27 protein-coding genes and 1 pseudogene are annotated in these 26,534 nt (G+C 71.7%); 17 read left to right on the top strand and 11 right to left on the bottom strand.

Annotation, left to right across the window (positions count from 1 at the left end):
* The first annotated feature begins 43 nt into the window (after window positions 1-43).
* The gene (locus ACGFJ7_RS31605) at window positions 44-952 is read left to right on the top strand and encodes an aminoglycoside phosphotransferase family protein (protein ID WP_392645381.1); all 909 of its coding nucleotides are present in this window, start codon (window positions 44-46) and stop codon (window positions 950-952) included.
* A 19-nt stretch (window positions 953-971) separates the two neighbouring features.
* On the opposite strand, the gene ACGFJ7_RS31600 is transcribed toward ACGFJ7_RS31605, so the two are convergent.
* Together ACGFJ7_RS31600 and ACGFJ7_RS31595 are read right to left on the bottom strand one after the other, a co-directional pair.
* Window positions 972-3,218 (bottom strand): beta-L-arabinofuranosidase domain-containing protein, encoded by a 2,247-nt coding sequence (locus ACGFJ7_RS31600; protein WP_392645379.1) that lies wholly within the window; start codon window positions 3,216-3,218, stop codon window positions 972-974.
* Window positions 3,219-3,280: 62 nt separating this feature from the next.
* Window positions 3,281-4,435: a PucR family transcriptional regulator gene (locus ACGFJ7_RS31595; RefSeq protein ID WP_392645377.1), complete on the bottom strand. Its 1,155-nt coding sequence runs from the start codon at window positions 4,433-4,435 to the stop codon at window positions 3,281-3,283.
* Window positions 4,436-4,543: 108 nt separating this feature from the next.
* Between ACGFJ7_RS31595 and ACGFJ7_RS31590 the strand changes: the two genes are divergently transcribed.
* A complete protein-coding gene (locus tag ACGFJ7_RS31590; protein WP_392645375.1) occupies window positions 4,544-5,605 on the top strand; it encodes a ferredoxin reductase in 1,062 nt (353 codons plus the stop codon).
* Window positions 5,606-5,621: 16 nt separating this feature from the next.
* Window positions 5,622-6,797 (top strand): fatty acid desaturase family protein, encoded by a 1,176-nt coding sequence (locus ACGFJ7_RS31585; RefSeq protein ID WP_392645373.1) that lies wholly within the window; start codon window positions 5,622-5,624, stop codon window positions 6,795-6,797.
* Here the strand turns inward: ACGFJ7_RS31585 and ACGFJ7_RS31580 are convergent, their stop codons facing one another.
* Together ACGFJ7_RS31580 and ACGFJ7_RS31575 are read right to left on the bottom strand one after the other, a co-directional pair.
* Window positions 6,798-7,256, bottom strand: a complete 459-nt coding sequence (locus ACGFJ7_RS31580; RefSeq protein ID WP_360259917.1) for a peptidoglycan-binding protein — start codon at window positions 7,254-7,256, stop codon at window positions 6,798-6,800. It abuts the gene before it with no gap.
* Window positions 7,257-7,631: 375 nt separating this feature from the next.
* Window positions 7,632-8,045, bottom strand: a complete 414-nt coding sequence (locus tag ACGFJ7_RS31575) for a hypothetical protein (RefSeq protein ID WP_360259913.1) — start codon at window positions 8,043-8,045, stop codon at window positions 7,632-7,634.
* A gap of 81 nt (window positions 8,046-8,126) precedes the next feature.
* On the opposite strand from ACGFJ7_RS31575, the gene ACGFJ7_RS31570 reads away from it, so the two are divergent.
* From ACGFJ7_RS31570 to ACGFJ7_RS31560, 3 genes are all read left to right on the top strand, one after another.
* On the top strand, window positions 8,127-9,233 hold the full coding sequence (locus tag ACGFJ7_RS31570) for a histidine kinase (protein WP_360259911.1): 1,107 nt from the start codon (window positions 8,127-8,129) through the stop codon (window positions 9,231-9,233).
* Window positions 9,230-9,877: a response regulator transcription factor gene (locus ACGFJ7_RS31565; RefSeq protein ID WP_360259909.1), complete on the top strand. Its 648-nt coding sequence runs from the start codon at window positions 9,230-9,232 to the stop codon at window positions 9,875-9,877. The genes ACGFJ7_RS31570 and ACGFJ7_RS31565 overlap by 4 nt, the downstream gene beginning before the upstream one ends.
* Window positions 9,878-9,954: 77 nt before the next feature.
* Window positions 9,955-12,162: an MMPL family transporter gene (locus tag ACGFJ7_RS31560; RefSeq protein ID WP_392645371.1), complete on the top strand. Its 2,208-nt coding sequence runs from the start codon at window positions 9,955-9,957 to the stop codon at window positions 12,160-12,162.
* Here ACGFJ7_RS31560 and ACGFJ7_RS31555 read toward each other — a convergent pair.
* Complete coding sequence (locus tag ACGFJ7_RS31555) at window positions 12,086-12,649, bottom strand: TetR/AcrR family transcriptional regulator (RefSeq protein ID WP_392645369.1); 564 nt, start codon at window positions 12,647-12,649, stop codon at window positions 12,086-12,088. The two genes, ACGFJ7_RS31560 and ACGFJ7_RS31555, sit on opposite strands and share 77 nt — an antisense overlap.
* Before the next feature lie 90 nt (window positions 12,650-12,739).
* On the opposite strand from ACGFJ7_RS31555, the gene ACGFJ7_RS31550 reads away from it, so the two are divergent.
* Window positions 12,740-13,093 (top strand): DUF4267 domain-containing protein, encoded by a 354-nt coding sequence (locus ACGFJ7_RS31550; RefSeq protein WP_392645367.1) that lies wholly within the window; start codon window positions 12,740-12,742, stop codon window positions 13,091-13,093.
* 1 nt (window position 13,094) lies between these two features.
* On the opposite strand, the gene ACGFJ7_RS31545 is transcribed toward ACGFJ7_RS31550, so the two are convergent.
* From ACGFJ7_RS31545 to ACGFJ7_RS31530, 4 genes are read right to left on the bottom strand one after another with little or no spacing between them, the layout of a single operon-like run.
* The gene (locus ACGFJ7_RS31545; protein WP_392645366.1) at window positions 13,095-13,727 is read right to left on the bottom strand and encodes a pyridoxal 5'-phosphate synthase; all 633 of its coding nucleotides are present in this window, start codon (window positions 13,725-13,727) and stop codon (window positions 13,095-13,097) included.
* Window positions 13,724-14,491 carry a class I SAM-dependent methyltransferase gene (locus tag ACGFJ7_RS31540; protein WP_392645364.1) on the bottom strand — a complete coding sequence of 256 codons (768 nt, stop codon included), beginning with the start codon at window positions 14,489-14,491 and terminating at the stop codon, window positions 13,724-13,726. The genes ACGFJ7_RS31545 and ACGFJ7_RS31540 overlap by 4 nt, the downstream gene beginning before the upstream one ends.
* Before the next feature lie 35 nt (window positions 14,492-14,526).
* Complete coding sequence (locus tag ACGFJ7_RS31535; RefSeq protein ID WP_392645362.1) at window positions 14,527-15,405, bottom strand: MerR family transcriptional regulator; 879 nt, start codon at window positions 15,403-15,405, stop codon at window positions 14,527-14,529.
* Window positions 15,392-15,595 carry a hypothetical protein gene (locus tag ACGFJ7_RS31530; RefSeq protein WP_360259895.1) on the bottom strand — a complete coding sequence of 68 codons (204 nt, stop codon included), beginning with the start codon at window positions 15,593-15,595 and terminating at the stop codon, window positions 15,392-15,394. The genes ACGFJ7_RS31535 and ACGFJ7_RS31530 overlap by 14 nt, the downstream gene beginning before the upstream one ends.
* 279 nt (window positions 15,596-15,874) lie before the next feature.
* Between ACGFJ7_RS31530 and rpoD the strand changes: the two are divergent.
* From rpoD to ACGFJ7_RS31515, 3 genes and pseudogenes are all read left to right on the top strand, one after another.
* Window positions 15,875-16,915 (top strand): annotated as a pseudogene (gene rpoD, locus ACGFJ7_RS31525) (RNA polymerase sigma factor RpoD); the annotation flags it as partial.
* Between the two features lie 49 nt (window positions 16,916-16,964).
* The gene (locus ACGFJ7_RS31520) at window positions 16,965-17,294 is read left to right on the top strand and encodes a metalloregulator ArsR/SmtB family transcription factor (RefSeq protein WP_360259893.1); all 330 of its coding nucleotides are present in this window, start codon (window positions 16,965-16,967) and stop codon (window positions 17,292-17,294) included.
* A complete protein-coding gene (locus ACGFJ7_RS31515; protein ID WP_360259890.1) occupies window positions 17,291-17,761 on the top strand; it encodes an SRPBCC domain-containing protein in 471 nt (156 codons plus the stop codon). Before ACGFJ7_RS31520 ends, ACGFJ7_RS31515 begins: the two co-directional genes overlap by 4 nt.
* Window positions 17,762-17,784: 23 nt before the next feature.
* On the opposite strand, the gene ACGFJ7_RS31510 is transcribed toward ACGFJ7_RS31515, so the two are convergent.
* Window positions 17,785-18,183, bottom strand: coding sequence for a hypothetical protein (locus ACGFJ7_RS31510; RefSeq protein ID WP_392645360.1), 399 nt, complete (start codon window positions 18,181-18,183; stop codon window positions 17,785-17,787).
* Window positions 18,184-18,316: 133 nt separating this feature from the next.
* On the opposite strand from ACGFJ7_RS31510, the gene ACGFJ7_RS31505 reads away from it, so the two are divergent.
* From ACGFJ7_RS31505 to ACGFJ7_RS31495, 3 genes are read left to right on the top strand one after another with little or no spacing between them, the layout of a single operon-like run.
* A complete protein-coding gene (locus ACGFJ7_RS31505) occupies window positions 18,317-18,880 on the top strand; it encodes a TetR family transcriptional regulator (protein ID WP_360259888.1) in 564 nt (187 codons plus the stop codon).
* A gap of 11 nt (window positions 18,881-18,891) precedes the next feature.
* Window positions 18,892-19,959 carry an alkene reductase gene (locus ACGFJ7_RS31500; RefSeq protein ID WP_392645358.1) on the top strand — a complete coding sequence of 356 codons (1,068 nt, stop codon included), beginning with the start codon at window positions 18,892-18,894 and terminating at the stop codon, window positions 19,957-19,959.
* Window positions 19,956-20,924 carry a zinc-binding dehydrogenase gene (locus tag ACGFJ7_RS31495; protein WP_360259882.1) on the top strand — a complete coding sequence of 323 codons (969 nt, stop codon included), beginning with the start codon at window positions 19,956-19,958 and terminating at the stop codon, window positions 20,922-20,924. Before ACGFJ7_RS31500 ends, ACGFJ7_RS31495 begins: the two co-directional genes overlap by 4 nt.
* Here ACGFJ7_RS31495 and ACGFJ7_RS31490 read toward each other — a convergent pair.
* Complete coding sequence (locus ACGFJ7_RS31490) at window positions 20,914-21,618, bottom strand: ElyC/SanA/YdcF family protein (protein ID WP_360259880.1); 705 nt, start codon at window positions 21,616-21,618, stop codon at window positions 20,914-20,916. The two genes, ACGFJ7_RS31495 and ACGFJ7_RS31490, sit on opposite strands and share 11 nt — an antisense overlap.
* Window positions 21,619-21,670: 52 nt before the next feature.
* Between ACGFJ7_RS31490 and ACGFJ7_RS31485 the strand changes: the two genes are divergently transcribed.
* The 4 genes from ACGFJ7_RS31485 to ACGFJ7_RS31470 are packed head-to-tail and all read left to right on the top strand — an operon-like array spanning window position 21,671 to window position 25,750.
* Window positions 21,671-22,282: a TetR/AcrR family transcriptional regulator gene (locus ACGFJ7_RS31485; RefSeq protein ID WP_360259878.1), complete on the top strand. Its 612-nt coding sequence runs from the start codon at window positions 21,671-21,673 to the stop codon at window positions 22,280-22,282.
* 20 nt (window positions 22,283-22,302) lie between these two features.
* The gene (locus ACGFJ7_RS31480; protein WP_392645355.1) at window positions 22,303-24,654 is read left to right on the top strand and encodes an MMPL family transporter; all 2,352 of its coding nucleotides are present in this window, start codon (window positions 22,303-22,305) and stop codon (window positions 24,652-24,654) included.
* Between the two features lie 47 nt (window positions 24,655-24,701).
* Window positions 24,702-25,004, top strand: a complete 303-nt coding sequence (locus ACGFJ7_RS31475; protein ID WP_360259874.1) for a PadR family transcriptional regulator — start codon at window positions 24,702-24,704, stop codon at window positions 25,002-25,004.
* The gene (locus ACGFJ7_RS31470; RefSeq protein WP_360259871.1) at window positions 25,001-25,750 is read left to right on the top strand and encodes a hypothetical protein; all 750 of its coding nucleotides are present in this window, start codon (window positions 25,001-25,003) and stop codon (window positions 25,748-25,750) included. The genes ACGFJ7_RS31475 and ACGFJ7_RS31470 overlap by 4 nt, the downstream gene beginning before the upstream one ends.
* The last annotated feature ends 784 nt before the right edge of the window (window positions 25,751-26,534 follow it).

Here is a 26,534-nt window from a genome sequence, read left to right as displayed (position 1 = left end):
TGGTTGAGAGCCACCGACCCGGCGCCGGGTAGCGTGGCCAGCCGTGACTGAGCCGGAGATCGAGGTCAGCGAAGATCTGGTCCGTGCGCTGCTGCGAGAGCAGCACCCGGACCTGGCCGACCGGCCCCTCAGCGAAGTCGCGGGCGGCTGGGGTAACCAGATGTGGCGCCTCGGCGACGACCTGGCCGTCCGGGTGCAGCGGATGGACACGAGCCCCGGCCCGCAGCTCAAGGAGCGCCGCTGGCTGCCCGTGCTGGCCGCACGCCTGCCTCTTCCCATTCCCACTCCGGTGCGCGACGGTTCGCCCTCCGCGCGCTTGCCCAAGATGTGGACCGTCATGACCTGGGTCCCCGGCACTCCGCTGGACCAGACGGCGATCACCCGCGGCGACCACGCGGCCGACGTGCTTGCCGCGTTCCTCCAGGCGCTGCATGTGCCGGCTCCGCCGGAAGCGCCGGGCGCCTCGGACTTCGGCACCCACCCCAGGGACTCCCGGGACGGGTTCGAGCGCTTCCTCGGCGCGGTGGACCTCGACGCCTTCGGCTTCGCCGCGGGTGACATCCGGGCCGTGTGGGACGAGGCGGCGGCGACTCCCCCCTGGCCGGGACCACGAGTGTGGGTGCACGGCGACCTGCATCCCGCGAACGTCGTCGTCGCCGACGGCACGCTCGCGGGCGTCGTCGACTTCGGCGCGCTCTTCGCCGGCGATCCGGCGTGGGACATCGCGGCCGCGTGGTTGCTGCTGCCCGACGGGGGCGCCTCGCGGTTCTTCGACCGCTACCCGCCGGTGGACGAGGCGACCGTACGGCGTGCGCGTGGGCTGGCCGCCATGAAGTGCCTGTTTCTCATGCTGATGGGCCAGAACGGCGAGCGCGGCCGGCCCGGCGGGAAGCCGAACTGGGGACCGGCCGGCCGCTCGGCCCTGCAGCGGGTTCTGCGAAGTCAGGCGTAGCTGCGGAGCCGGCGCGCTCCTAGACGGGCACGACGCGCCACACCGTGTCTCGGCTGTCCTGCACGACCTGGGTGCCGCGCGCGGTGCCGCCGTTGAGGGCGCCCAGCAGTTTGCCGCTGTTGGCGTTGCGGAGCTTGTAGAGGCCGTCGCCGGCGGGAACCAAGATCCAGCGGTGGTCGGCCGTGCCGTTGTCGTCCCACTGCATGACACGCGCGTTGTCGGCGGTGGACATGTTCTCGACACCCAGGACCTTGCCGCTGTTGAGGTTGCGCAGCCGGATTCCGTCGCCGTCCGGGATCTGGATCCAGCGGTGGTCCGCCGTGCCGGTGTCGTCCCACGTCAGGGCGAGGCCGCCGTTGGCCACCGACATGTCCTTGATGCCGAGCACCAGGCCGGTGGCCGCGTTCACCAGCTTGTACGCCCGCGTGGTGCTCCAGTAGACGGCGTAGTTGAACCCGTGCGCGTCATAGAACGGGCCCAGGTTGACCGTGGCGCCGTTCGCGGTGGCGGTGAAGGCCAGGCCGCTCGTGCGGCGCACGGAGGCGACGTCGAGCGCGGGCGGCGCGGACAGCGCCGCGTTCCCGTAGTTGCCGGCCAGCACCACCGGCCCGTACGCCATGGCCTGGATGCCCGGGTTGTCGTTGGCGGGCCTGGTGATCAGGCGCATCGGCAGGCGCACGACGACGGTGTCGCCGGGAGCCCAGACCCTGGTGATCGTGGCGTAGGAACCGGGGGCGGCGGTGACCGCCACCGCTTGGCCGTTGACGGTGACGGCCGCGTCCGAGGTCCACGACGGGATCCGGACACGGATGCTCCAGGTGCCGCTCATCGTGCCGGCCAGCGTCAGCGTCGTGGTGTCGGCGGCCGGGAACGCCGTGGTCTGGGTGACCGTGAGGCCCCGCTCGGACCAGTTCAGCGTCGACGGCACGAACAGGTTCACCGTCAGGGTGGTGCCGTCGCGGAAGTAGATGGAGTCCATCAGCCGCGTGTTGACCTCGACGCCGGTGCCCTGACAGCACCAGAAGGTGCCGTAGTCGGTGCTCCACGTGCCGCCTCCCCAGGCGGGGCCGACGCCGCGGCGGCCGCCGGGGCGCAGCGGCGTGAAGTACGTGACGTGGCCGTGGGCGTCGGCCGGGTTCTGCGCGCCGATGACGTGGTTGAGCACGGCCTGCTCGTAGAAGTCGAAGTACGCGGCCCGGTTCGGGTCGGTCAGCCACAGCTCGCGGGTGAGCCGCAGCATGTTGACCGTGTTGCAGTGCTCGCACGTGTCGTTGGTCAGGTACGACGCGATCGCGTTGGGGGCGCGGAAGTGTTCGGCCTGGCTGTTGCCGCCGATGGCGTACGTGTGCGCGCCCACCGTGAAGTTCCAGGCGTTGGCCGCGATGTCGCGGTAGCGGGTGGTGCCCGTGGCCTTGTACTCGCGGGCGGCGCCGATCCACTTGGGCACCTGCGTGTTGGCGTGCAGCCCGGCCAGCTGGTCCACGCCGGAGGCCAGCGGGTTGAAGACGGCCGCGTGGTCGAAGCGCTGGGCCACGGTCAGCCAGCGGGCGTCGCCGGTCTGCTGGTACAGGTCGGTGAGCACGGCGTTCATGCCGCCGAACTCGGTACCGAGCATCGCCTGCATCTGGGACGACGACAATCTGGAGGTACGCGTGTCGACCCACCCGGCGAGCGCCAGCAGCACCGTGCGGGCCTGGGTGTTGCCGATGTAGCGCCACACGTCGAGCAAGCCGGCGAGGGTTTTGTGGACGCAGTAGTACGGCACGTTGCCGTTGCTGAGGGTCCGGGCCTCCAGCGCCGTGAAGTCCGACTCGGGGAAGCCGGACAGGTAGCCGTTCGCGGCCTGGCATTTCGCCAGCTCGGCCACCATGTAGTTCGCCTTGTCGCGGCAGGCCGTGTCGCCGAGCACCGCCCACGCCTGCGCCCACGCGGTCAGGAAGTGCCCCTGCACGTGGCTGCGGAACGGGAAGCTCGGCGCGTCCCAGCCGCCGTTGGCCGCGGCCCCGCCGGTGGACCGCCCGTGGTTGGCCCGGAAGACGTACAGCAGCCGGTCGACGTCGACGAAGCGCAGGTAGCTCAGCGTCCGGTTCTGGTTGTCCAGGAACCGGCCGGCGGTGAGCCGCACCTGGCCGAGCTCGAACGGCTGGGCCGCGACGCCGAGGTCGGGGCGGGTGGGCGGGAGCTCGGCGGCGAGGGCGGGCGTCGCGCGGGTGAGGACGGGGGCGAGCGCGGCGGCGAACAGCAGGCTCCGGCGGGTGACAGGCATGGGGATCTCCGACGTAGTTAACGTTAACAATGGGAGGCCCCCTCACCATACATCGATGAGCGTCAACCCGGAACGGCCAGCGCGATGATCAGAGCGGACGTCCACTCCGGGTCACGGAGCCGGTCTCCGTACAGCTCGCGCAGTCTGGTCATCCGGTAGCGGACCGTCTGCGGATGGATGAACAGCTCGGCGGCGACGTCCTCGCGGCGGCCCTGATGGCGCAGCCAGCTGCGCAGCGTCTCGACGAGCTTGGCGTCGGGGCCGGAGCCGAGCGGCGCCAGGACCTTCGACCGCAGGTCGGCCAGGGCCTGCGGGTCGGCCGTGAGCACCAGTTCGGCCAGGTGGTCCTCGGTGTCGACGACCGTCCGGGTGGTGGCCGGGCCGATCAGCTCCGAGGTGCGCACCGCCCGGTCGTACGACGCCTTGGCCCGCAGCCACGGCCGCGCCGGGCCGACCACCGCGCTCTGGCCGCGCAGCAGGCCCAGTACGGCGGCCCGCGCCGAGCCGTCCATGTCCGGCACCAGCAGCACCTCGCTGAGCTGCAACGTCCGGGGGTCGAGCAGGTCGACGACCGTGCGGGTGGCGTGCTCGGGGACGAGCACGGCGGTCAGCGTGCGCGGCGGCGACCAGTCGGCGCGCTCGGCGGCCGCGACGACCACGTGCTCCGGTTCGCCGGCCAGCAGGGCCTGGGCCAGCTGTTCGAGGTCGCGGATCCGGGCCCGGCCGGAGGAGGCCAGCTGGTCGGCGTGCCCGGCCACGCTGGCCGCGGAGAGCTCGTCGATGTAGGCGAAGACCAGCTCGGCGAAGTGGGCGATGGTCGCGGCCGGCTGCCCGCTGCTGACACTGATGGCGGCCAGCTCGTGCCACGAGACGCGGGCTCCCACCCGGTAGGCGCCCAGCAGCGCGTCCAGGCTGCGGCCGTTGCGGGCCTCACCCCTTCCCAGCGCGTACGCCCCCTCGAGCGCCGGGCCGAGCGGCGACTGCGGCTCGGGGCCGTCGGCCCGGGACACCAATTCGAGGAAGGTGCCCAGGGCGGCCCGTACGGCCCGCTCGATCTTGGGACCGAGATCACCGGCGAAGGGCACGGCGTACGCGGGAACTTCGGTCATGATGGCATCGATGGTCCGCAACGCCACGTCGGGCAGGCGCATCTTCAACGGGGCGACGACTTCCGGCGAGAGCCGGAAAGTTCGGACATCCGGGAGAGCGTCACTCATCGTTTAATCGCCTCGTCCCGTCTCCTGCGAACAAAAAACGCGGTGGTGTTCACTTCCTCCGGTCAGGAATCTACCTCCGGAACGCAGGAAGCTTGTTATGTGGCTGTGATGCGCAACATACGGGGCAGTGCCTGGCGGGTGGTCGAACTGATCACCACGCCGGTGGTGCCCGCCGACTATCTCGACGTGATCGCTCCGCTGCGGAACGCCAACGTGCTCCGCGCGAAGGTCGACGCCGTGCGCCCGGAGACGGCGAACAGCGTCACCCTGCTCCTGCGGCCCGGCCGCGGCTGGGTGCAGCACGAGCCGGGTCAGTACGTCCGAGTCGGGGTGGACGTCGACGGCGTACGGCTGTGGCGCTCGTACTCGATCACCAGTTCGCCCCGGCGCACCGACGGCCGGATCACCATCACCGTCAACGCGGTTCCCGAGGGCGTGGTCAGCAATCACCTCGTACGGAACGCGAAGCGGGGTTTGATCCTGCACCTCGACCCGCCCACCGGCGAGTTCCAGCTGTGCGCGCCCCGGCCGGCCAAGGCCCTGTTCGTCACCGCGGGCAGCGGCATCACCCCGGTCATGGGCATGCTGCGCAGCGCCCTGCACGAGCTCTCCGACGTCGTCGTCGTGCACTCGGCCGGCACCCGCGAGGCCGTGGTCTTCGGCTCCGAGCTGCGCGCGATGGCCGCCGACGGGCGGATCCGCCTGATCGAGCGGCACACCCGGGCCGACGGCCGCCTCAAGCCGGCCGACCTCGACGAGCTGGTGCCCGACCTGTTCGACCGGCGGGCCTGGGCCTGCGGGCCGAACGAGATGCTGGACGACCTCGAGACCCACTGGGCCGACGCCGAAGCCGGCCATCTGCTGCGCACCGAGCGTTTCCGGCCCACGCTGATCAGCGGGGACGGCGGCGGAACGGTCACCTTCACCCAGTCCGGCACGGTCGTCGAGACCGACGGATCGGAGCCGCTGCTCGACTCCGGTGAGGCCGCGGGCGTGCTCATGCCGTCCGGCTGCCGGATGGGCATCTGCTTCAGCTGCGTGCTGCCGCTGCGCGAAGGCGCCGTGCGCGACCTGCGCGACGGGCAGCTCACCGTCGCCGAGCCCGGCGACAGCATCCCCGTACAGACCTGCATCTCGGCCCCCGCGGGCCCCTGCACCATCGACGCCTGAGCAAAGAGGAACCTGCATGACGACGATCCAGCGCAAAGAGTCCAACCCGATCGCCCACCTGACGCCCGAGGACATCGAGCAGATCGGCGTCGAGCTCGACGCCATCCGCGACGAGGTCATGGGCAGCCGGGGCGAGAAGGACGCCGCGTACATCCGCCGGGTGATCGCCTGGCAGCGCGGCTTGGAACTCGGCAGCCGCGGGGTCCTGCTCTTCTCGCTGTTCCCGCCGGCCTGGCTGGTCGGCACGGCCGGCCTGTCGATCGCCAAGATCCTCGAGAACATGGAGATCGGCCACAACATCCTGCACGGCCAGTGGGACTGGATGCGCGACCCGAAGATCCACTCGACGAAGTGGGAGTGGGACCACGCCTCCCCGGCCGAGCAGTGGAAGCACTCGCACAACGAGCTGCACCACACGTACACGAACGTGGTCGGCCGCGACAACGATCTCGGCTACGGCATCATGCGCGTCGACGAGGACCAGAAGTGGCACCCGGCGCACCTGGGCCAGCCGTTCTACAACTTCATCAACGCCTGCTTCTTCGAGTACGGCATCGCCGCGTACGACCTCGAGCTCGGCAAGAACCTGGCCACCAAGGAGAGCCGGCGCGACCCCAAGTTCCGCGCCGGCCTCAAGGCGGTCCGCAAGAAGATCGGCAAGCAGGTCCTGAAGGACTACGTGGTGCACCCGGCCCTGTCCGGGCCGTCGTTCCTGCACACCATCGCCGCCAACGCCACGGCCAACCTGATCCGCAACCTGTGGAGCCACTCGGTCATCATGTGCGGCCACTTCCCGAACGGCGTCGAGACCTTCGAGAAGACGTCGATCGAGGGCGAGACCCGCGGCGAGTGGTACCTGCGGCAGATGCTCGGCTCGGCCAACATCAGCGGCAGCAAGGCCATGCACCTGATGACCGGCAACCTGTCCCACCAGATCGAGCACCACCTGTTCCCGGACATGCCGAGCAACCGCTACAAGGAGATCGCCCCCAAGATCCAGGACCTGTTCCAGAGGTACGGCCTGACCTACACGGCGGGCCCGCTCCCCAAGCAGGTGGCCTCGGCCTGGTACAAGGTCTTCCGGCTGTCGCTGCCCAACCGTGGCCAGGCGGCCGTGCGCCGCCCGGTGGAGAAGAAGGCCCCGGCCGAGGCCAACCGCTGGCGCCGGGCCAAGGCCCCCGCCGCTCTGTAGCTAGCCCGCGTACATCCCGCTGATCAACGACTGCCACGTCATGGGGCCGACGATCCCGTCGACCGCCATGGCGGGCTCGTCGTTGTCGTGCAGGAACTGCTGCCAATCGATCACCACGGTCTCGGTGACCGGCCCGAAGATCCCGTCCACCAGCGGCGCGTTGTTCGGGTCACCGGACTGGTTGCGGTACTGGAACTCCTCCTGCACGGACTTCACGGCATCGCCACGGTCACCGGACCGCACGGTCAGAACGAGCGCCTTCCAGGTGGCCGGCCCGACGATGCCGTCGACGGCCAGGCCCTTCGACTGCTGGAACGCCCGCACGGCGGAGTTCGTCTTGGGCCCGAAGTCCCCGTCCACGGTCACGGTGTGCCCGCGGGCCCGCAGGTGATATTGAAGGCTCGGTACGGGGTGAGCCTTGTCCCCCTGCCGCACCAGCGGCCACGGCTGCAACGCCATCGCGATCATCCCCTGAGCCGGCGGCCACACCCGGACCGCTCCGGCCCCGCCATCGTCACTCCCCCACGCGATCCACAGTGTCCTCGGTCGCCCTCCCGACATCGGTTAGGCACAAGCAGGTCGAACCATTCCCACCACCCGACCATCCCCCGCACGTCGCCGGGTGTGGCCCCCGGGCGAGCCCGGCCAGCGCATCCGCCAGATTCGTCGTGCTCGCGATGAAACGCGTCAGGGCCTCGGCGACGGTGATGTCACCGGCTCGGGCGAATTCGAGGGCCAGCGCGGACGCGACCTTGGCCCGCACGTAAGGCGTCGCGAGGGCGCTTGCGATGACGGGGTCGCCGGGACCCTCGCGAGGGAAGCCACGTGTATCGATCACTCGGTGCTCGTGAACGATCGCGAGGGCAGGGCGTCCAGTTCCCGCTGCCAATCGTCCGCGGCCGCCAGGATCTGGGCGGGCCGGACCCGCAACTCGACCGGATTGTTCTCGCGCGGCCAGGGCGCGGCGGCTTCGGCAGTGAAGGAGAAGCGGACGACGAGTTCGTCGCCGCATGCGGCTGCGGAAAGGCTGAGAACGGGCTCGATGAACGAAAGCGATAGCCCGACTCGACCGGCCGCCACCTGGCGGAGCCACGCGGTCAGGTCGTGTGCCTCTCCGATGAGAAGGCAGGGGTCCGTGAACGACCAGGTTCGGTCGCCGAGGTCGACGGTGCCATCGATGACCAGCCACTGGTCGTCCCACTCGCCGGCGTCGGCCGGGAACTGCCAGCGCACCGGTCTCAGGTCCACTCGGGTTCCGTCACTCGCTTCGATGAGCACAACGCCACGTTAGTGCCGCGGCCTCCGCGGAGTCGGATAGCTTGGATGATCATGATCAAAGGGCTGGCGCTGCGCTATCTGTGGTGGGCCGAGACCTGGTTCACGCTGGCCTGCCTCGTGATCCTCGGCTTCGCCGTCGCCGGGCTCGTCACGGGGGCCCGCGACGGGCCGGCCCTCGGCGCGACCCTGGTCACGCTGGCGTTGCTGCTGGGGTGGCGGCGGGCGGCGGTGGCGGGCTGGGTCGCCGGGTTCTGCGCGATGGCCGTGCTCGCCGTGCCGGGGCTGTGGTCGGGGGTCATGGCCGGGGCGCTGCAATTGGCGCTGACCAACCTCTTCATGCGCCGGGGCGGGAAGCTCGCCGTGGCCGCCGCCGTACTCACGTTCGCCGAGCTCTATGCGGTTCTCGCGGTCGCGCAGGCTCCTCCCGGGCTCACCGCGACCGTGACGCTGGCGGTCTGGACGCTGGGCGCGGCCGGGTCGGGGGCGGCTATCCGGTCGCGGCAGCAGTACATCGCGGCCATCGAGGAGCGGGCGCGGTGGGCGGTCGAGACGCGGGAGGCCGAGGCGCAGCGGCGGGTGGCCGAGGAGCGGCTGCGGATCGCCCGGGACCTGCACGACGTGGTCGGTCACCAGGTGGCCGTGATCAAGCTGCACACCGGGCTGGCCCGGCGGACGTTGCGGGCCGACGCCGACCGGGCCGAGGCGGCGCTGCGGGAGGCCGAGGCGGCGACCGGGACGGTGCTGCGGGAGATGGCCGGCATGCTGCGGGTGCTGCGGGAGACCGACGAGCCTCCGGCGGGGCTGGCCGGTGTCGAGGATCTGGTCGCCACCTTGCGGGCCGGCGGCATGGACATCGCCGTCGAGCGCGAGGGCGACCCCGGCCGGGTGCCGGATCTGGCCGGGATGACCGCCTACCGGGTCGTCCAGGAGCTGCTCACCAACGCCCGCAAGCACGGGCACGGGCCGGTCGAGCTGGCCGTCCGGATCGGGGGCGGAAGCCTGGTCGTCGAGGTGTCGAACCCGGTCGCGGCCACGGCGGCGGGCACGCCGGGCTACGGTCTGATCGGCATGCGGGAACGGGTGGCGGCGGCCGGCGGCCACCTGAGCGCCGACCGACGGGGGACCATGTTCCGGGCAACAGTGGAGCTGCCGCTATGAGCGTGCGGGTGCTCATCACCGACGACCAGGCCCTGATCCGGGCCGGGCTGCGCGGCATCCTCGAGTCGGAGCCGGGCATCGAGGTGGCCGGTGAGGCCGCCGACGGGGCGGCCGCGGTCGAGGCCGTCCGGGCCGGTGGGGTCGACGTCGTCCTCATGGACCTGCGGATGCCGGTCATGGACGGCCTCGAGGCGACCCGCCGGATCGCCGCCGAGCCGGGCGTCGCCGTGCTGGTGCTCACCACGTTCGAGAACGACGCCAACGTGCTCGACGCGGTGGCCGCGGGCGCCCGCGGATATCTCGGCAAGGACGCCGACCCGGAGACGGTCGTCGACGCCGTGCGCCTGGCCGCGCGCGGGCAGACGCTGCTCTCGCCGAAGGCGATGGCCGCCCTCGCGTCGCGGGCGCACCTGCCGTCCGTACCACCGCAGGCACCCGATCTGCCCGGCGCCGGGCTGACCGACCGGGAGCGCGAGGTGGTCCGGCTCGTCGCCACCGGCATGACCAACGACGACATCGCCGCGCGTTTCACCATCTCCCCGCTGACCGTGAAGACGCACGTCAACCGGGCCATGGCCAAGCTGGGCGTCCGGGACCGGGCCGCCCTCGTCGTGGCCGTGCTCGGCATACCGCGAGAAGAGTAGGTACTCCGGCGGCGGTACGCCGCGGTGTCTGCGGCGGGACGACGACACCGGGGGGTGCCGGCGGCCAGGCTTTCGGTATGGCACGTCTTCTCTATCGGCTCGGTGTCGCCAGTGCGCGCCGTCGCGGTCTCGTCCTGCTCGTGTGGGCGCTGGTGGCGGTCGCCGTCGGCGCCGGCGCCGCGACCGGCATGAAGTTCGGCGACGGCGGTTTCTCCATGCCCGGCTCCGAATCCAGCCGCGCCCTCGAGCGGATGGGCACGTACTTTCCCGGCACCGGCTCCTCCTCGGATCAGGACAGCCTTCAGTTGGTGCTGAGCACGCGCGACGGCTCGCCGCTGACCGTTGGCGCCGCGCGGACCGCGCTCGCGGAGGCGCGGAAGGTTCCCCACGTCTCCTCGGTGAGCAACCCCTTCGACCCCCAGCGGCCGTACGTCTCGGCCGACCGCACCACCGCGGTCGCGACCCTCACCTTCACCGGCCTCACCGACGACGACACCGAGGCCACGTACGACCGGGTCGTCGCCGTCGCCGAGCAGGCCCGTACCGCCGGCCTGAACGCCGAGGTCGGCGGCTCCATCGAGGCCATGGGGGCCGAGGTGGGCGGGGTCAGCGAGATCGTCGGCGTGCTGCTGTCGTTCGTCGTCCTGCTGGTCACCTACGGCTCCCTGGTCGCGGCCGGCGCCAACATCCTGGTCGCGCTCGTCGGTGTCCTGGTCGGCATCCTGGGCGTGCTGGCCTTCTCGGCGCTGCACCCGATCAGCTCCACCACGCCCACCCTGGCCGTCATGATCGGCCTGGCCGTCGGCATCGACTACAGCCTGTTCATCCTGGCCCGCGTCCGTAACGAACTGCGGGAGGGCCGCGGCCTGGAGGACGCCATCGGCCGGGCCGCGGGCACGGCCGGCTCCGCCGTCGTCTTCGCCGGCACCACTGTCATCATCGCCCTGGCCGGTCTGTCGGTCGTCCGCATCGGCTTCCTCACCGAGATGGGCCTGGCCGCCGCGGCCACCGTGGCGGTGGCCGTGCTGATGGCCCTCACCCTGCTTCCGGCGCTGGCGCGCTTCATGGGTACGAGGGTGCTGCCGCGCCGCGAGCGCGGGGGCGCCTCGCACGCGCAGGCCCGGGCCACCCGCCTCACCTTCCTGGACCGCTGGATCCGGGTGGTCGTCCGCCGGCCCGGCCTGATCGCGGTCACCGTGGTGGTGGGGCTGCTCGCCCTGTCCGTGCCCATCCTCTCCATGAAGACGGCCCTGACCACGCCCGGCGGGGAGGACCCGGCGAGCACCCAGCGCGCCGCCTACGACCTGATCGCCGAGAAGTTCGGGGCCGGCTCGCAGAGCCCGCTGATCGTGCTGCTCGAGGGCGACGGCGCCGGCGGCCAGGTCGCCGAGGTCACGGCCGCGCTGGGCAGGCTGCCGGACGTCGCCGCGGTCGATCCGGCCGGGGTCACGAAGTCCGGCGGCGCCGCGCTGCTGCGGGTCATCCCCGAGAGCGGCCCGATCGACGACAGCACGTACGAGCTGGTGCACAGCATCCGCGGGGTGACGTTCGCCGGCGTCCAGCTGTCGGTGACCGGCCAGACCGCCATCGACATCGACCTCAACCACGCGCTGCGCCAGGCCCTGATCGTCTACCTGGTGCTGGTGGTCGGGCTCTCGCTGCTCCTGCTGATCGTGTTGTTCCGCTCGCTGCTGGTGCCGCTGATGGCCACGCTCGGCTTCCTGCTGTCGCTGGGCACCGCCTTCGGCGTGACCGTGGCGGTCTTCCAGTGGGGCTGGCTCAGCGGCCTGTTCGCCGCGCCGGCCGGCAACCCGATCCTGAGCTTCGTGCCGATCCTCATCGTCGGCATCCTGTTCGGCCTGGCCATGGACTACCAGGTCTTCCTGGTCTCGCGCATCCACGAGGCCCACCGCAAGGGCCTGACCCCGGCCGAGTCGGTTCTGGACGGCTTCGGCCGTACGGCGGTGGTGGTGGCCGCCGCGGCCCTGATCATGACCTCGGTCTTCGGCTCCTTCGCCATCGCCCCGATGTCGATCATCGCCTCGATCGGCCTGGCCCTGACCGCCGGCGTGCTGGCCGACGCCTTCGTGGTCCGCATGATCCTGGTGCCGGCCCTGCTCGCCCTGCTCGGCGAGAGGGCCTGGTGGATGCCGCGCGGGCTGGACCGGATCCTGCCCCACATCGACGCCGAGGGCCAGTCGCTGACGGTCAGCGCGACAGCCGGCTCAGCAGCAGCGCCAGCCGTCGCTCATGGAGCTCACGCGGCAGGCGGCCACCGCGGGTGAGCGTGGCCAGGCCGTGCAGGGCGCTCCAGAGCAGCTCGGCGAGCAGGCCCTCGTCGTCGCCGGCGGCGATCGGGCGTACGGCCGCAAGCAGCTCGTCGAAGCAGTCGTGCAGGGCGCCGGGTGCTTCCGGGGTGGCGAACGGCAGGGTGCTGGCGCGGTTGAACATCGCGTCGTAGAGGGCCGGCCGCCGCTCGGCGAAGTCGAGGTAGGCGGCGCAGACGCCCGCGAGCCGGTCCCCGGACCGCTCGCGGGCGTCGCGCATGTGGGCCGCCATCTCGGTGAAGCCCTCGACGGCGACGGCGGCCATGATGGCCTCCTTGCCGGCGAAGTGGCTGTAGAGCACGGGCTGGCTGTACTCGACCCGCTCGGCCAGGCGCCGGGTGGTGACCGCCTCCCAGCCCTCGGCCTCGGCCAGTTCCCGGGCCGCCGTGATGATCAGTTGCTCGCGCTCGGCCCGCTCCCGCTGCCGCCGTGCCTGGGTCGTCATACCCACGATTCTAGCACCGCTAGGTTTTCTACCAACGCTCTGTTAGCGTCGGTAGGAGTTCTAGCGGCGCTAGCAATTCATGGAGGAACCATGCTCGCGTACGGCCTGGCCATTGCCCTCGACCTGTTCATCATCTTCATCGGTGCCCGGTTCCTGCTCCAGCCCGAGACAGCGGCGGCCGGCTACGGCGTGCCGTCGCCGCGCGGCGCCTACCTGAGCGTCAAAGGGGTGCGCGACCTGACGTACGGCGTCCTCGGCCTTTGCCTGCTCTTCTTCGCGGGCACCACGGCGGCGGCCTGGTTCATGCTCGTGGTCGCCATCGCCCCGTTCGGCGACACCGTGATCGTGCTGCGCAACGGCGGCACCCGCGCCACCGCCTTCGGCATCCACTTCGCCACGGCCATCGTGGTGCTGATCAGCGCGGCCCTGCTGTTCGCCGCCTAGCTCACGGCCAGAGCAGGTCGCGGGTCCAGCCCGAGGGCGTTCGGGCGTAGCGCAGGCGCGTGTGTTTGCGCTCCTTGTCGGCCTGCCAGAACTCCACCCGGTCCGGGGCGAGGGTGTAGAGCGTCCAGCCCGGATCGACGAAGTCCGGGTCGGTGTCGATCCGGTGGCGGGCCCCGGCCACGGCCTCGTCGAGGACGGCCCGGTCGGCGAGGACCTGGCTTTGACGGCCGAGCGAAGCCTCCGCGCGGGAGCCGGGCGGGCGGGCCAGGAAGTCGGCGGCGCTCCGTTCGGGCGGCGCGGGGTGCACGGGGCCGCGGACCCGGATCTGGCGGCCCTGCGGCGACCAGTAGAAAGTGAGCGCGGCGACCGGATCCCGGGCCAGCTCGCGGCCCTTGGGGCTGGCCGCGTGGGCGGCGAACTGCCAGCCGTCCTCGTCGACGTTCTTGAGGATGAGGACGCGGGCGCCGGCCCCGGCCGTGGACAGGGTCATGGCGTGCGGCTCGTGGACGCCCGCGTCGACGGCGGCCGTCAGCCACTCGATGAAGAGCTGGTCCGGCCGGGCCGGCGCCGCCGACGGGTCGAAGGACGGCAGCTCACCGGCGAAGACGGGCAGGGCCCGCAGGTAGTCCCTCATCGGCGGTGCCCCACGATCAGGCGCAGCGAGCCCTCGAACCGCGGTTGGGTACGGAGGTGGCCGTATCTCTCGTCCCACGCCCCCGATTCGAGGTCGGCGCGCAACGACTCGACGGCTCGCGTCGTGGCCGCCTCGTCGACGAACCCCCAGGCCGACTGGGCCGCCCGCACCCGGGGATCGAGGAATTCCGACGGGCGGGCGTAGAAGGCCTCGGTGAAACCGTCGGTGCAGTCGATGGGTACGGGCACCTCGCGCACCTCGGAGCGGGGCCCGATCGCGTGGGCGATGACGTCGACGGCGGGAAACCGGCGCCGCTCGGCGGCGATGAGCTCCGGCACGTAGGCGGCCAGCCAGAACCGGTCGAGGGCGGCAGCGTCGAAAGTCAGCACGAGCACCGGCCCACGGGCGACGCGGCGCAGCTCGGCCAGGCCGCGGGCCGGGTCGGGCCACTGGTGCACGGTGACGGTGGCCATCACCGCGTCGAACGCGCCGTCGTCGAACGGCAGGTTCTCGGCGACCGCGTCCAGCGCGGGAACAGCCGACGGTGGGCGCTGGGCGCGCATCCGGGCCGAGGGTTCGACCGCTGCCACGTACCGGTCGGTGGGCTCGTAGGAGCCGGCGCCGGCGCCGACATTGAGGACGGTCCGGGCGTCGCCCAGGGCCGCGTGCAGGGTCGCGGCGATCCGAGGGTCGGGGCGCCGCTGAAGCGCGTACCCCGAGCCCCGGGTTTCGTAGTCGACGTCGCCGCTCAAGATTTTCGTCATGACGGCGACGCTAAACCCGTACCCAAGGGTCCGGGTCAAGAGCGATTGAGCCAGCGCATCACCTCGAGCGCGTGCGCGGCCGGGTCGGGAATCGGGTGGAAGACGTGCTCCACGCGGTCGCCGGCGACGACCAGGGTGAGCCGCTCGTAGAGGGTCAGATCGCCGGCCGCGAGGGTGGGCAGGCCGAGAGCGGCGGCCAGGCCGAGGCGCGGGTCCGGGATCAGGGGGTACGGGAGACGGAGCCGGTGCACGAGCTCACGCTGGTAGCCCGTGGACTGCGCGGACAGGCCGTACACCCGGGCGGCGCCGGCGGCCAGGAGCTCGGCGTGGTGGTCGCGCAGCCAGATCGCCTGGTCGGTGCTCCCCCGCGCGCCGTGGATCTCCAGCAGGCCGCGCGGCAGGTCGACGCCGGGGCGGCCGGTCAGCGGATAGACGAAGATCACGCTGCGGCCGGGGCCGAGTGCGCGCAGGTCGACCAGGCGGCCGTCGCTGGCGAAGAAGGTGAGCGGTGGCAGCCGCCGGCCGGCCAGCTCGGCCACGCCCGGGCCGGGGGAAACCCCGCCGGTCACCACCTGGCGCGCGGCCTCGTCGATGCGGGCGTCGAGGGCGGCGCGCTGAGCGGTCAGCTCACTGATGCGTTTCTCCAGGTTGGTGACCGTGCTGCGGAAGGTCGCGAGGGCCGCCGCGCAGACGTCGTCGCCGTTGGCGATGGACTCGACGAACGGGCGGGTCTCCTCGACGGACAGGCCCAGCGCCATGAGCTCGCGGATCTGGGTGACCTGCCGCACCGCCACCGGCTCGTACTCCCGGTAGCCGTTGCTGAGGCGCCGGGGCACGACCAGACCGGCCGCCTCGTAGTAGCGCAGGGCCCGCACCGTCGTGCCGGTGCGGCGCGCCAGCTCACCGACTCGCACGCCGCCCCCGTCGGCGCGGCAGGCGCGGCCAGCGCTTGCCCAGCACCAGGTAGGCGGCGTACACGGCGGCGACCAGGGCCAGCGCCAGGCCGGGCCATCCCTCGTGGATGACCAGCGGCGGACCCGCCGACAGCAGCGCCAGCGCGAGGGCCAGCCGGTGTGAGCTGAGCCGCCGGGGACCTTGTGGCAACGCGATCCCCCTACCCGTCACAACTGTTCTGGCCCCAGAAGTATCCCAGCGGCCCCCATCGCGCCCGGCGGCACCGTCACCCCGGGTCGTTCACCACACGGTCTGGCCGGGCTCTGACCACGTCTCGGGCGGCGGGAGCGGCCCCAACCCGGTTATAATTCCCTGACCTCGCGGTTCGCGAGGACCAGATGGCCTCTCCGCGGTGCGAACCCTGCGGCCCGCGATGCCACGAGCCATCCCGGGAGCCTGGGCATGACATCCAGTACCGCCCGTTCCGCCACCGCCGTCAGTTCAGCCGCCGCCGGTTCCGCCGCCGGGCCGTCTGATTTCGACTGGGACACCGACGAGGCCGCCGAGACCGAGGCCGTGCGCCAGGCCGCGGCCGAGGCGCAGAGCGTCGCCACGACCGACACCGTGCGGGCCTACCTGCGCGAGATCGGCCGCGTTCCGCTGCTCACCGCGGAGCAGGAGGTGACCATCGCCAAGCGGATCGAGGCCGGGCTCTACGCGGCCGAGCTGCTGCGCGCGGCCGACGCCGACGGCACCGAGATGGACGGCGTGCACCGGCGCGACCTGCGGTGGATCGTCCGCGACGGCGACCGGGCCAAGAACCATCTGCTCGAGGCGAACCTGCGGCTGGTCGTGTCGCTGGCCAAGCGCTACACCGGGCGCGGCATGGCGTTCCTCGACCTCATCCAGGAGGGCAACGTCGGCCTGATCCGCGCGGTCGAGAAATTCGACTACGCGAAAGGCTTCAAGTTCTCCACGTACGCGACCTGGTGGATCCGCCAGGCCATCACCCGCTCGATGGCCGACCAGAGCCGCACCATCCGCATTCCGGTGCACATGGCCGAGATCATCAACAAGCTCGGCCACATCCAGCGCGACCTGCTCCACCGCAACGGCCGGGACGCCACGCCCGAGGAGCTGGCGGCCGAGATGGACATGCCGGTCGAGAAGATCCTCGAGATTCAGCAGTACGCCCGGGAGCCGATCTCGCTGGATCAGACGTTCGGCGCCGAGGGCGACTCCCAGATCGGCGACTTCATCGAGGACAGCGAGGCGGTCGTCGCCCTCGACGCGGTCAGCTTCGGCATGCTCCAGGACGAGATCGAGGCGGTGCTGGCCACGCTCACCGAGCGCGAGGCCGGCGTGGTGCGGCTGCGCTTCGGCATCCGCGACGGCAACCCGCGCACGCTCGACGAGATCGGCCAGGTGTACGGGGTGACCCGCGAGCGTATCCGCCAGATCGAGTCCAAGACGATGGCCAAGCTGCGCCACCCGGCCCGCTCTCGCCAGCTGTCCGACTACCTGTTCTGATCTTCCGGAGCCCTTGCGCGGTGCCCACACGGCGTCAATACTTAGCCTCGTGGCTAACTATTCGGCGCAGCTGGACGACGTCTTCGTCGCCCTGGCCGACCCGACCCGCCGCGGCGTCGTCCGCCGGCTCGGCGAGGGCCCGGCGACGGTCGGCGAGCTCGCCCGCTCGTACCCCATGGCCCTGCCCTCCTTCATGAAGCATGTGCGCACGCTCGAATCGGCCGGCCTGATCCACACCGCCAAGCAGGGCCGGGTCCGCACCTGCGCGCTCAACCGCGAACGCCTCGCCGTCGTCGAGGACTGGCTCGCCGAGCAGCGCGACGTCTGGGAGCGGCGCACCGACCGCCTCGAGCAGTTCCTTCAGGAGGACCGATCGTGAACCCCGACCTCGACCTCAGCCTGCAGCGCGTCATCCGCGCCCCGCGCGCCGCCGTCTGGAAGGCGTGGACCGACCCGGACCGCTTCGCGAAGTGGTGGATCCCCGCCCCCGCCGTGTGCCGCGTCGACCGCCTCGAACCCCACGCCGGCGGCGCCCTGCGAACCAGCGTGAGCGACGGCGGCTCGGCCTTCGCACCCCACATGGACGCGGCCTTCCTGGTGGTCGACGACCTGGAACGCCTCGTCTTCACCAACGCCGTCGACAGCGCCTGGCGCCCCGCCACCCCACAGCCGGTGGCCATGACCGCCGAGATCACCTTCGCCGACCATCCCGACGGCACCGACTACCGCGTCCTGGTCCGCCACGGCGACCCGGCCGCCCGCGCCCACCACGAAAAGCTGGGCTTCCTCGACGGCTGGGGCACCGTCACCGGCCAACTGGCCCGCGAGGCCGAACAGCTCAGCTAGTCCGTCACCCTGGCCGCTTTCGCCTAGCCCGGGCCGGCCGACCACTCTCGCAAGCGTTGCTCGATCTCGTTGCCGGCCGGGTCCGACGAGACGAAGGTGTCCAGGCCGAACCGCGTGGTCAGAGTCCTGACCTCGAGGTACAGCAGTTCCGGATCCGGGCTCGAGATCCACCAGTCGCACTGGCCCACCCAGTTCCACAACAGGATCCGCATGCCGCCGGCTTCGAAGCGCAGCACCGTGTGCCCGGGCCATCCCGCCGACGGCGGCCGCTCGTCGTAGCGGTGGCGAAGGAGCTGGATGGTCGGCGCGTCGAGCTCATCACTCTGCGCGCCGATCCCGTACGGCTGGTCCAGACAGTCCGTGTCCCAACGGCGCGCCGCGATGAACTCTTCGACGCCGGCCGCACGGCGCGGCCAGGACACGAGCGACCTCGGGAGTGATCCGTTCGCGCAGTCGCCGAAAAGGCTCAGGCATCGCCGTCGATCCTGGCGCCGACGTGGCAGCCAGCGGCAAAGTGCCGGTCACTGCCACGTTGGCAGGTGCTAGCATGTTGCTGTGACAGGCAATGATTTGCGCGAGCGCCGCCGGCTCGCCACCCAGGCGGAGATCGAGGCGGTGGCGCTCGAGCTGTTCAGTGAGCGCGGGTCGGAGCGGACCACCGTCGAGGACATCGCCGCCGCGGCCGGGGTGTCGCAGCGCACCTTCTTCCGGTATTTCCCGACCAAGGAAGATGCCGCGCTCGGGGTCAACCGCTCGTTCCAGGAGGCCTTCACCGCCGAACTCGCGCGGGGCAGGAACGTGTTCGAGGCCGTCGAAGCGACACTGGCCGCGGTGCGGACGCGCGACGGGGCCGTCGACCGGCTGTTGCGGGTGCGCTGTCTGCTCGCGCGCGACGACAACCTCAACCGGGCCGCTGTCGCCTTCGACAGCCAGGCCTGCCATGCCAACCAGGAGCTGATGGGCGGTGGCCTTCGGGCCCGGGTGGTCATGGAGACCGTCAGTGCGGCGCTGCGGGCCGCTCTCGACGACTGGGCGCTGCGGCGGCACGACGGCGAGGACGCCGATCTGCTCGAGATCTTCCGCGAGGCCTGTCGCTACACCAATTTGAGCACGGACTGACGGGACAACTGATGCTGTTCACTCCCCTGGAGCTCGGCTCCATCAAGCTGCGTAACCGCCTGGTGATGGCGCCACTGACCCGTATTCGCGCCGGGCAGGACGACGGCGTACCCAATGATCTGCTCGTCGAGTACTACCGGCAGCGGGCCTCCATGGGGCTCATCGTCACCGAGGGCACCTGGCCGGTGCGGGAGGGCCGCACCTGGATCGGCCAGCCCGGCATCGAGACGGCCGAGCAGGTCGCGGGCTGGCGCCGGGTCACCGACGCCGTGCACGAGGCCGGCGGCGCGATCGTCATGCAGATCATGCACGGCGGGCGCATCTCGCATCCGGCGGTCGGTGGCACCGGGCGTACCGTCGCACCCAGCGCTCTCGCCGCCTCCGGCGAGATCCGCGTTCCCGACGGCAAGGCCGACCTGCCCGTCCCCCATGCCCTGACCACCGGCGAGATCGCCGAGATCGTCGCCGGGTTCGCCGCCGCCGCCGGCAACGCCATCGCGGCCGGCATGGACGGCGTCGAGATCCACGGGGCCAACGGCTACCTGATCCACCAGTTCCTCTCCCCCGCGGCCAACGTCCGTACTGACGAGTACGCCGACCGGACCCGGTTCGCCGTCGAGGTCGTCACCGCGGTGGCCGCCGCCGTCGGCGCCGAGCGCACCGGCATCCGGCTGTCGCCCGAACACAACATCCAGGGCGCGCTGGAGACCGATCCGGCCGACGTCGCCGCCACGTACACCGCCTTGGCCGAAGCCCTCGCCCCGCTGGGCCTGGCCTTCGTCGACATCCTGCACGCGGACCCGGCCGGCGAGCTGGTGCAGAAGCTGCGCCACGCGATGGCCGCGCCGGCGATCGTGAACACCGGCTTCGGCACGCCGACCACCCGCGAGGAGGCGGCCCGCCTGCTCGCCGACGGGCTCGGCGACGCCGTGGCGGTCGGCCGGGCCGCCATCGCCAACCCGGACCTGGCCGTCCGCTGGCACCGCGACACCGACGAGAACACCCCGGACCCCGCCACCTTCTACGTCGGCGGCGCCACCGGATACACCGACTACCCCACGCTGGAGGAGCTGGCATGAAAGCGGCTGTCTACTACGAGAACGGCGGACCCGAGGTCCTGCGCTACGAGGAGGTGCCCGACCCGGCCCCGAAGCCGGGCGAGGTGCTGCTGCGCGTGCAGGCCGTGGGCGTGCAGGGCGGCGACCTGCTGCACCGGCAGGGCACCCCGCTGCCGGCCGCCCCGCACGTCGGCGGCTACCAGGCGGCCGGCACCATCGCCGCCGTCGGTGACGATGTGACCGGCGTGCGCGTGGGCCAGCGGGCGGTCGCCTTCATGATGGCCGGCTCGCACGCCGAGCTGGCCGCGGTGCCGCTGCCCAACGTGTACGTGGTGCCCGACGACATGGACCCGCGGGTCGCGGCCGGCATCCCGGTCGAGTTCGGCACCGCCGACGACTGCCTGTTCGAGTTCGGCCGGCTCCGCGCCGGCGAGACGGTCCTGATCCAGGCCGCCGCGGGTGGGGTCGGCCTGGCCGCCGTGCAGCTGGCCAAGGCGGCCGGCGCCACGGTCCTGGGCACCGCGTCCAGCGATGAGAAGCTGGCCCGCCTGGCCGGCTACGGCCTCGACCACGCCATCAACTACAAGGACCAGGACGTGGTCGAGCGGGTCCGGGAGCTGACCGGCGGCCGCGGCGTCGACCTGGTGGTCGACCCGGTCGGGGGCCGCACCCTGGAGGGCAGCATCAACGCCCTCGCCTACCGGGGCCGGATCAGCTGGGTCGGCCAGGCCAGCCGCGACACGTACTCGCCGCAGCTGGGCCCCCTGATGGGCAAGAGCGCTTCCCTGAACGGGGTCTACTTCGGTGCCGAGATGTCGTACAACCCGGCCCGGACCCGCGCCCTGATCGAGAAGCTGATCACCCGCGTGGCCTCCGGCGAGCTCAAGGTGGTCATCGACCGCGAGTTCCCGCTGTCCGAGGCGGCCGACGCCCACCGCTACATCGAGAGCCGCGCCGCCTTCGGCCGGGTCCTGCTCATTCCCTGATCGCTTGCCTGACCGGGAAGTCCGCCCGCAACCGCTCGAACGCGCGCGTGACCTCGTCCGGCACGTCGACGTGGGCGATGAAGTCGCGCCCCGAGGGACCGTAATCGGTCATCCGCGGGATCTCGCCCATCAGCAGCGTGACGTAGTGCTCCATGGACCACATGCCCGCCGGCGGGTCCACGTACGATAGCCGCCCATCGGCCTCTTCCACGAGAGTCCGGTGGGCGGCGTAGTTCACCAGCCGGATCGCCGGCGCGTGCCGGCGGAACCCGGCGTCCATCCGCTGCTGCATCGTCGCGTCCTGGATCAAAATCAGACTCGCGTGCCGTACGCCGGTGGCCCGCAACAGTCGCAGCGCGAAAGTGACGTTGTTTCCGCAGTTCGTCGACTCCTCCTCGAGGAAGTCCGCCGCCAGCCCGTGCCGCTCCCGGAGGTAGCCGTCGAACAGCGCGGCCTCCGTCCCGCCGTCCACACCCAGCGCCTCCCGCAGCGCCGCCGTCGTGTGCCCCTCGCCGCCGACGATCATGTAGTGGTCGGCGGCCCCCGCCCGCATGGCCTCGGCGAAGACCTCGGCGCCGGCCACGATGCTGCCACCGAACAGGATGGCCACATCGGCCGTTCCCGGAGTCAGCTCGGGTACGTCGCGGCGAGCGCAGAAGCGCACCAGGGTGTTGATGTCATCGGCCCAGCGCATGATCACCACCCTACTTTGCGCCGAGTGCAACGATGCACTTAATGTAATTGGGGTGACGGATCGGCGGGCGGCGCTCAAGGCACGGCATCGGCGGGCCATTCTCGACGCGGCCAAGGAGCTGATCTCCTCCGAGGACGGCAACTCTCGCCTCAGCGTCGACCTGCTGGCCGAGCGGGCCGACGTCTCGCGGCGCACGATCTTCAACCACTTCGCGTCCATCGACGACGTCGTGACGACCGTGTGCACCGAAGTCCTCGGTGTCGTCGTCGACAATGTGCTCGACCGGATCAGCACCGCCCCGGCCGCGTCGACCTTCGCCACCGTGTCCGCGGCGCTGCGATCCACCGACGTACCCTCGCTGATTGCTTTTCTCTATCGCGCCCTCGGCGGCTTCGGCGCCGGCGATCCCCGGCCCCAGCAGATCTTTCAGGCCACCTTCTCCCGTACGACCATCGACCTCGCCCGCCTGCTCGCCGAGCGGCACACCGATCTGGACGCGCTCGAGGCGGAGATCCTGGTCAGCTCGCTGATGCACGGCACCGAGGTGATCGCCCACCACTGGATCGCCGAAACCGGCGCCGTGGTCGGCGAGGACGCCCGTCTGCTGTGGAAACACCTGCTGGACCGGCTCATCGACAGCATCCGCACCGGTTACCCCACCTGATATCAGAGAGGCACTCCCCCGTGGCCGAGTTGCTTTACCGTCTGGGGCGCTTCAGCGCCAGGCGGGCCTGGACCGTCGTGATCGCCTGGGTGGTGATCCTGGGGCTGTCCGTCACCGCGTACTTCGCCTTCGGCGGCACCCTGTCGTCACAGGTCACCATCCCCGGCACCAAGACCGACCAGGTCACCCAGCAGCTGGCGCAGCGGTTCCCCAGCGCCAGCGGCGGCTCCGGCACCATCGTGTTCCACACCGCGAACGGTTCCGCCTTCACCGACGAGCAGAAGGCGGCCGTCGGCGCCCTGCTCAAGAGCACCGGCGAGCTGGACGGCGTCGCCTCGGCCACCGACCCGTTCGCCACCCAGGCCCAGGCCGCTCAGCAGGCCGCCCAGGTCACCGGCGGCCTGGAGAAGGTGAACGCCGGCCTGGCCCAGCTCGCCGCCGTCCCCGCGGCCGGGCCTGAGCAGGAGGCGGCCAAGGCTCAGCTGGAGGCGCAGGCCACCAAGCTGAAGCTGTCGCAGCAGCTGCTGGCCATGTCGGCCGGGATCCGGCTGGTCGCCGAGGACGGCAGCGCCGCCACCGCCCCCGTCGTCTTCGACAAGCCGCGCATGGAGGTCACCCAGGAGACCAAGGACGGCGTCGTCGACCACGTCTCGGCCGGCGTCCCGGCCGGGGTCGAGGCCGCCTTCTCCAACGACATCACCCAGGGCGTCCCCGAAGTCCTCGGTGTCGGCGAGGTGGTCGGCGTCGTCGTCGCCGCCATCGTCCTGCTGGTCATGCTCGGCTCGCTCCTCGCCGCCGCCCTGCCCCTGGTCGGCGCGCTGGTCGGCGTCGGGGTGGGCGTCACCGCGTCGCTCGCCCTGTCCGGCGCCGTCGACATGCTCTCGATCACCCCGGTGCTCGGCGTCATGCTCGGCCTGGCCGTCGGCATCGACTACAGCCTGTTCATCCTCAACCGGCATCGCCGCCAGCTGCTGGCGGGCGTGGACCTGCACGAGTCGATCGGCCTGGCCAACGGCACCTCGGGCAACGCGGTCGTCTTCGCCGGCGCCACCGTGCTGGTCGCCCTGCTCGCGCTCAACGTCACCGGCATCGGCTTCCTCGGCATGATGGGCACCGTCGGCGCCATCTGCGTCGCGGTCGCCGTCGTCGTCGCCGTGACGCTGACCCCGGCCCTGCTCTCCCTGCTCGGCCGGCGGGTGCTCGGCCGCCGAAAGCGCGCCGCCGCCGCCGTTCCCGGCAAGCCGATGAGCACGAGCCGCGCGCTGCTCACCGCCCTCGCCGGCCTGGCCGCCCTGATCGTCATCGCCATCCCGGCGCTCTCCATCCGCCTCGGACTGCCCGACGGTTCCTCCGAGGCGGAGGACTCGTCGCAATATCAGGCGTACAAGCTGACCGAGCAGAAGTTCGGCGCCGGGGTCAACGGCCCGCTGCTGGTCGTGGCCGAACTCCCGGCCGCGGTGACCGGCGACGCCGTACTGGCCGAACAGGTCCGCGTCGGCAACGCCCTGATGGGCGCGAGCGACGTCACCGCCGTCGCCCCGATCGGGCAGTCCAAGGACGGCGCGCTGCTGGCCTTCCAGGTGATCCCGGCCGACGGCCCGTCCAGCGAGTCGACCGAGCAGCTGGTCCGCGACCTGCGCGACCTGTCACCGCTGGACGGCGACGTCACCCTGGGCGTGGCCGGCAGCGCCAGCGGCAACATCGACATCTCGGAGCAGCTCTCCGACGTACTCCCGCTCTATCTGGGCGTCGTACTCGGCCTGTCCCTGATCATTTTGATCTTCGTCTTCCGCTCGCTGCTGGTGCCGCTCACCGCGACGCTCGGCTTCGTCCTGTCGCTGTTCGCCACCTTCGGCGCGATCACCGCGATCTTCCAGTGGGGCTGGCTGGGCGCGGTCTTCGGCGTCCACGATCCGGGCCCGATCCTGAGCTTCCTGCCGACCATCCTGATCGGCATCCTGTTCGGCCTGGCCATGGACTACCAGCTGTTCCTGGTCTCGGGCATGCGGGAGGCGTACGCGCACGGAGCCCCGGCCCGGCTCGCCGTCCGGCAGGGCGTGCACGCCGGCCGTACGGTGGTGACCGCCGCCGCCATCATCATGATCTCGGTCTTCGGCGGCTTCATCTTCTCGCACACCGCGATGATCAGGTCCCTCGGTTTCGGCCTGGCGTTCGGCGTGCTGGCCGACGCTTTCCTCGTACGCATGCTGGTCATCCCGGCCGTGATGCACCTGCTCGGCCGGTCGGCCTGGTGGATCCCGCGCTGGCTCGACCGGATCCTGCCCAACGTGGACGTGGAGGGCGCCGCCCTCGAACGCAGCCACCCCGCCACCCCGCACGAGGAGCGCGTGCCCTCGCCTACAGGTGCCTGACGATGGTCGCGCTTTACATATGTAAGTAGCCGCCATATAGTGCCGCCATGAGGGAGCCGACGTACTTCATCTTGGCGGCACTCCAGGACGAGCCACGCCACGGCTACGCGATCATCACGCGCGCCGCCGAACTGTCCGGCCAGCGCGTCACGCTGTCCACGGGCACGCTCTACCAGGCACTCGACCGCCTCAGCCGCGACGGCCTGATCGAGGTGGTCCGCGACGAGGTGGTGAACGGCCGAGCCCGCCGCCACTACGCGCTGACCCCCGACGGCCGCGCCGCCCTCGAGGCGGAAGCCACCCGCATGGCCGAGGCGGCCCGGATCGTCCTGCGGGTGAGGCCGGCATGACCCCGTACGAGGCGATGGTCCGCCTCTACCCCTCGGACCACCCCCGCGACGAGATGCTGGGCGTGCTCGAGGAAACCGGCCGCCCCTGGCATCGCGAGGCGCCCACACTCCTGCTCGGCGCCCTGCGCGCCCGCAGCGGCGGCGACCATCCGGCCCGCCTGCGCTGGCTCTACGCGACCCGCGCGGCCGCCCTGATGCTCCTGGTCGCCGGCGCGACAGCCCCGGTCCTCGACCTGCGCTACAGCGTGATACTCCTCAACGACCTCATGATCGCCACCTGGATCTGCGCCGGCCTGGCCGCCGCCGCGGTGATGCTGGGCGCCCGCCTGCCGGCGCTGGGCCTGTCCCTCTCAGCGCTCCTGCTCAGCGGCACCGACCAGACCAGCACGGCCGCGATAGCCGCCTACACCCTGGCCGCCGTCCTGCTGCTGCTCCCCGCACCCACCCTCCCGGTCCGCAACCCCCTCCCGATCCTGCTGGCCATCGCCTGGGCCGTCGACTACACCCTGCCCCCGTGGTCGCAGTCGGCCCTGATGCTGGCCCTGCTCCTCTGGACCCTGATCGACGAGCGCATCCTGCTGGCCGCGGGCCTGGCCCTCTCCGCCGGCCTGATCACAGCGACCGAGGAGATAGCCCAGGCCACCGACCCGCGAGGCCTTCTCATCGTGGCCGCCTGGCGCCTGGGCATCCCGGTCGCCCTGATAGCAGCCGGCGCCTTCCTGATCCATCGCCGAGTAAGCACCTGACCGCCCCGCCGTCCTCGGCCGCCTCCCACCTCGCCCCGCCGCTACCCGACCGGCACGCAGCCACCACCACCTGCCGTTGCGCGTGAGCCCGCCCCGCTCTCGCACGCCGGCTCCGGTCCGCCGCCTCGCACGCCGCCGGACCGGAGCTTGGCGCCGCTCTCCGCGTGCGGTCCCGACAGACCAACCGCTGTCCGCCGCCCCACACGCCGCCGGACCGGAGCCTGGCGCCGCCCTCCGCCTGCGGTCCCGACAGACCAACCGCTGTCCGCCGCCCCGCACGCCGCCGGGTTCCCAGCGCTGCACGGCCCACCGCCTTCGGGTGGCGCCCGATCAGTGCTCGACTTCAACCAGGCACCGTGGCGTGCCGCCGGCCGCTACCTGCGGCCGTCGGATGCCGCACGGCCAGCACCCGAGTAGCCGACGCTCGACCGCGAGCGTCGTGCGCCGCCGCGCTGAGGCCCCACTGCGACTGCCGCCGTCGTGTGCCGGCCGGCCAGCGCCCGGGCACGACCCGCCGCCATCACGGAGCCACCCCTCCAGGGGCGACCACAACCAACCTGCCACCACCGTCAGCCACCCCGCCCCATCCGCCACCATCGTCGGTGCCCGGCTACTGACGTCGCCATTGAGGGCTGCGAGACAGGCCACGGTGCGGGCGACGCTTCGCGCGGTCCGTGGGGCTCGTGCTCAGGGCGACGCTTCGCGCGGCCCGTGGGGCTCATGCTCAGGGCGACGCTCCCCCGCGCGGCGCGTCGGCGTGCCCAGCGCAGTGCGCTGGCAAGAT

The organism is Actinoplanes sp. NPDC048988, assembly GCF_043197815.1.
Classification (GTDB): domain Bacteria; phylum Actinomycetota; class Actinomycetes; order Mycobacteriales; family Micromonosporaceae; genus Actinoplanes.
The sequence above is the reverse complement of the archived record's forward strand: the minus strand, read 5'-3'. Positions and strand labels throughout refer to the sequence as shown.

Coding starts and splice junctions, on each gene's coding strand:
- ACGFJ7_RS31495 (WP_360259882.1), top strand. CDS start 19,956: ATGAAAGCGGCTGTCTACTACGAGAACGGCGGACCCGAGGTCCTGCGC.
- ACGFJ7_RS31585 (WP_392645373.1), top strand. CDS start 5,622: ATGACGACGATCCAGCGCAAAGAGTCCAACCCGATCGCCCACCTGACG.
- ACGFJ7_RS31555 (WP_392645369.1), bottom strand. CDS start 12,649: ATGACGACCCAGGCACGGCGGCAGCGGGAGCGGGCCGAGCGCGAGCAA.
- ACGFJ7_RS31595 (WP_392645377.1), bottom strand. CDS start 4,435: ATGAGTGACGCTCTCCCGGATGTCCGAACTTTCCGGCTCTCGCCGGAA.
- ACGFJ7_RS31545 (WP_392645366.1), bottom strand. CDS start 13,727: ATGAGGGACTACCTGCGGGCCCTGCCCGTCTTCGCCGGTGAGCTGCCG.
- ACGFJ7_RS31550 (WP_392645367.1), top strand. CDS start 12,740: ATGCTCGCGTACGGCCTGGCCATTGCCCTCGACCTGTTCATCATCTTC.
- ACGFJ7_RS31540 (WP_392645364.1), bottom strand. CDS start 14,491: ATGACGAAAATCTTGAGCGGCGACGTCGACTACGAAACCCGGGGCTCG.
- ACGFJ7_RS31490 (WP_360259880.1), bottom strand. CDS start 21,618: ATGCGCTGGGCCGATGACATCAACACCCTGGTGCGCTTCTGCGCTCGC.
- ACGFJ7_RS31590 (WP_392645375.1), top strand. CDS start 4,544: ATGCGCAACATACGGGGCAGTGCCTGGCGGGTGGTCGAACTGATCACC.
- ACGFJ7_RS31570 (WP_360259911.1), top strand. CDS start 8,127: ATGATCAAAGGGCTGGCGCTGCGCTATCTGTGGTGGGCCGAGACCTGG.
- ACGFJ7_RS31500 (WP_392645358.1), top strand. CDS start 18,892: ATGCTGTTCACTCCCCTGGAGCTCGGCTCCATCAAGCTGCGTAACCGC.
- ACGFJ7_RS31475 (WP_360259874.1), top strand. CDS start 24,702: ATGAGGGAGCCGACGTACTTCATCTTGGCGGCACTCCAGGACGAGCCA.
- ACGFJ7_RS31580 (WP_360259917.1), bottom strand. CDS start 7,256: ATGGCGTTGCAGCCGTGGCCGCTGGTGCGGCAGGGGGACAAGGCTCAC.
- ACGFJ7_RS31560 (WP_392645371.1), top strand. CDS start 9,955: ATGGCACGTCTTCTCTATCGGCTCGGTGTCGCCAGTGCGCGCCGTCGC.
- ACGFJ7_RS31470 (WP_360259871.1), top strand. CDS start 25,001: ATGACCCCGTACGAGGCGATGGTCCGCCTCTACCCCTCGGACCACCCC.
- ACGFJ7_RS31565 (WP_360259909.1), top strand. CDS start 9,230: ATGAGCGTGCGGGTGCTCATCACCGACGACCAGGCCCTGATCCGGGCC.
- ACGFJ7_RS31600 (WP_392645379.1), bottom strand. CDS start 3,218: ATGCCTGTCACCCGCCGGAGCCTGCTGTTCGCCGCCGCGCTCGCCCCC.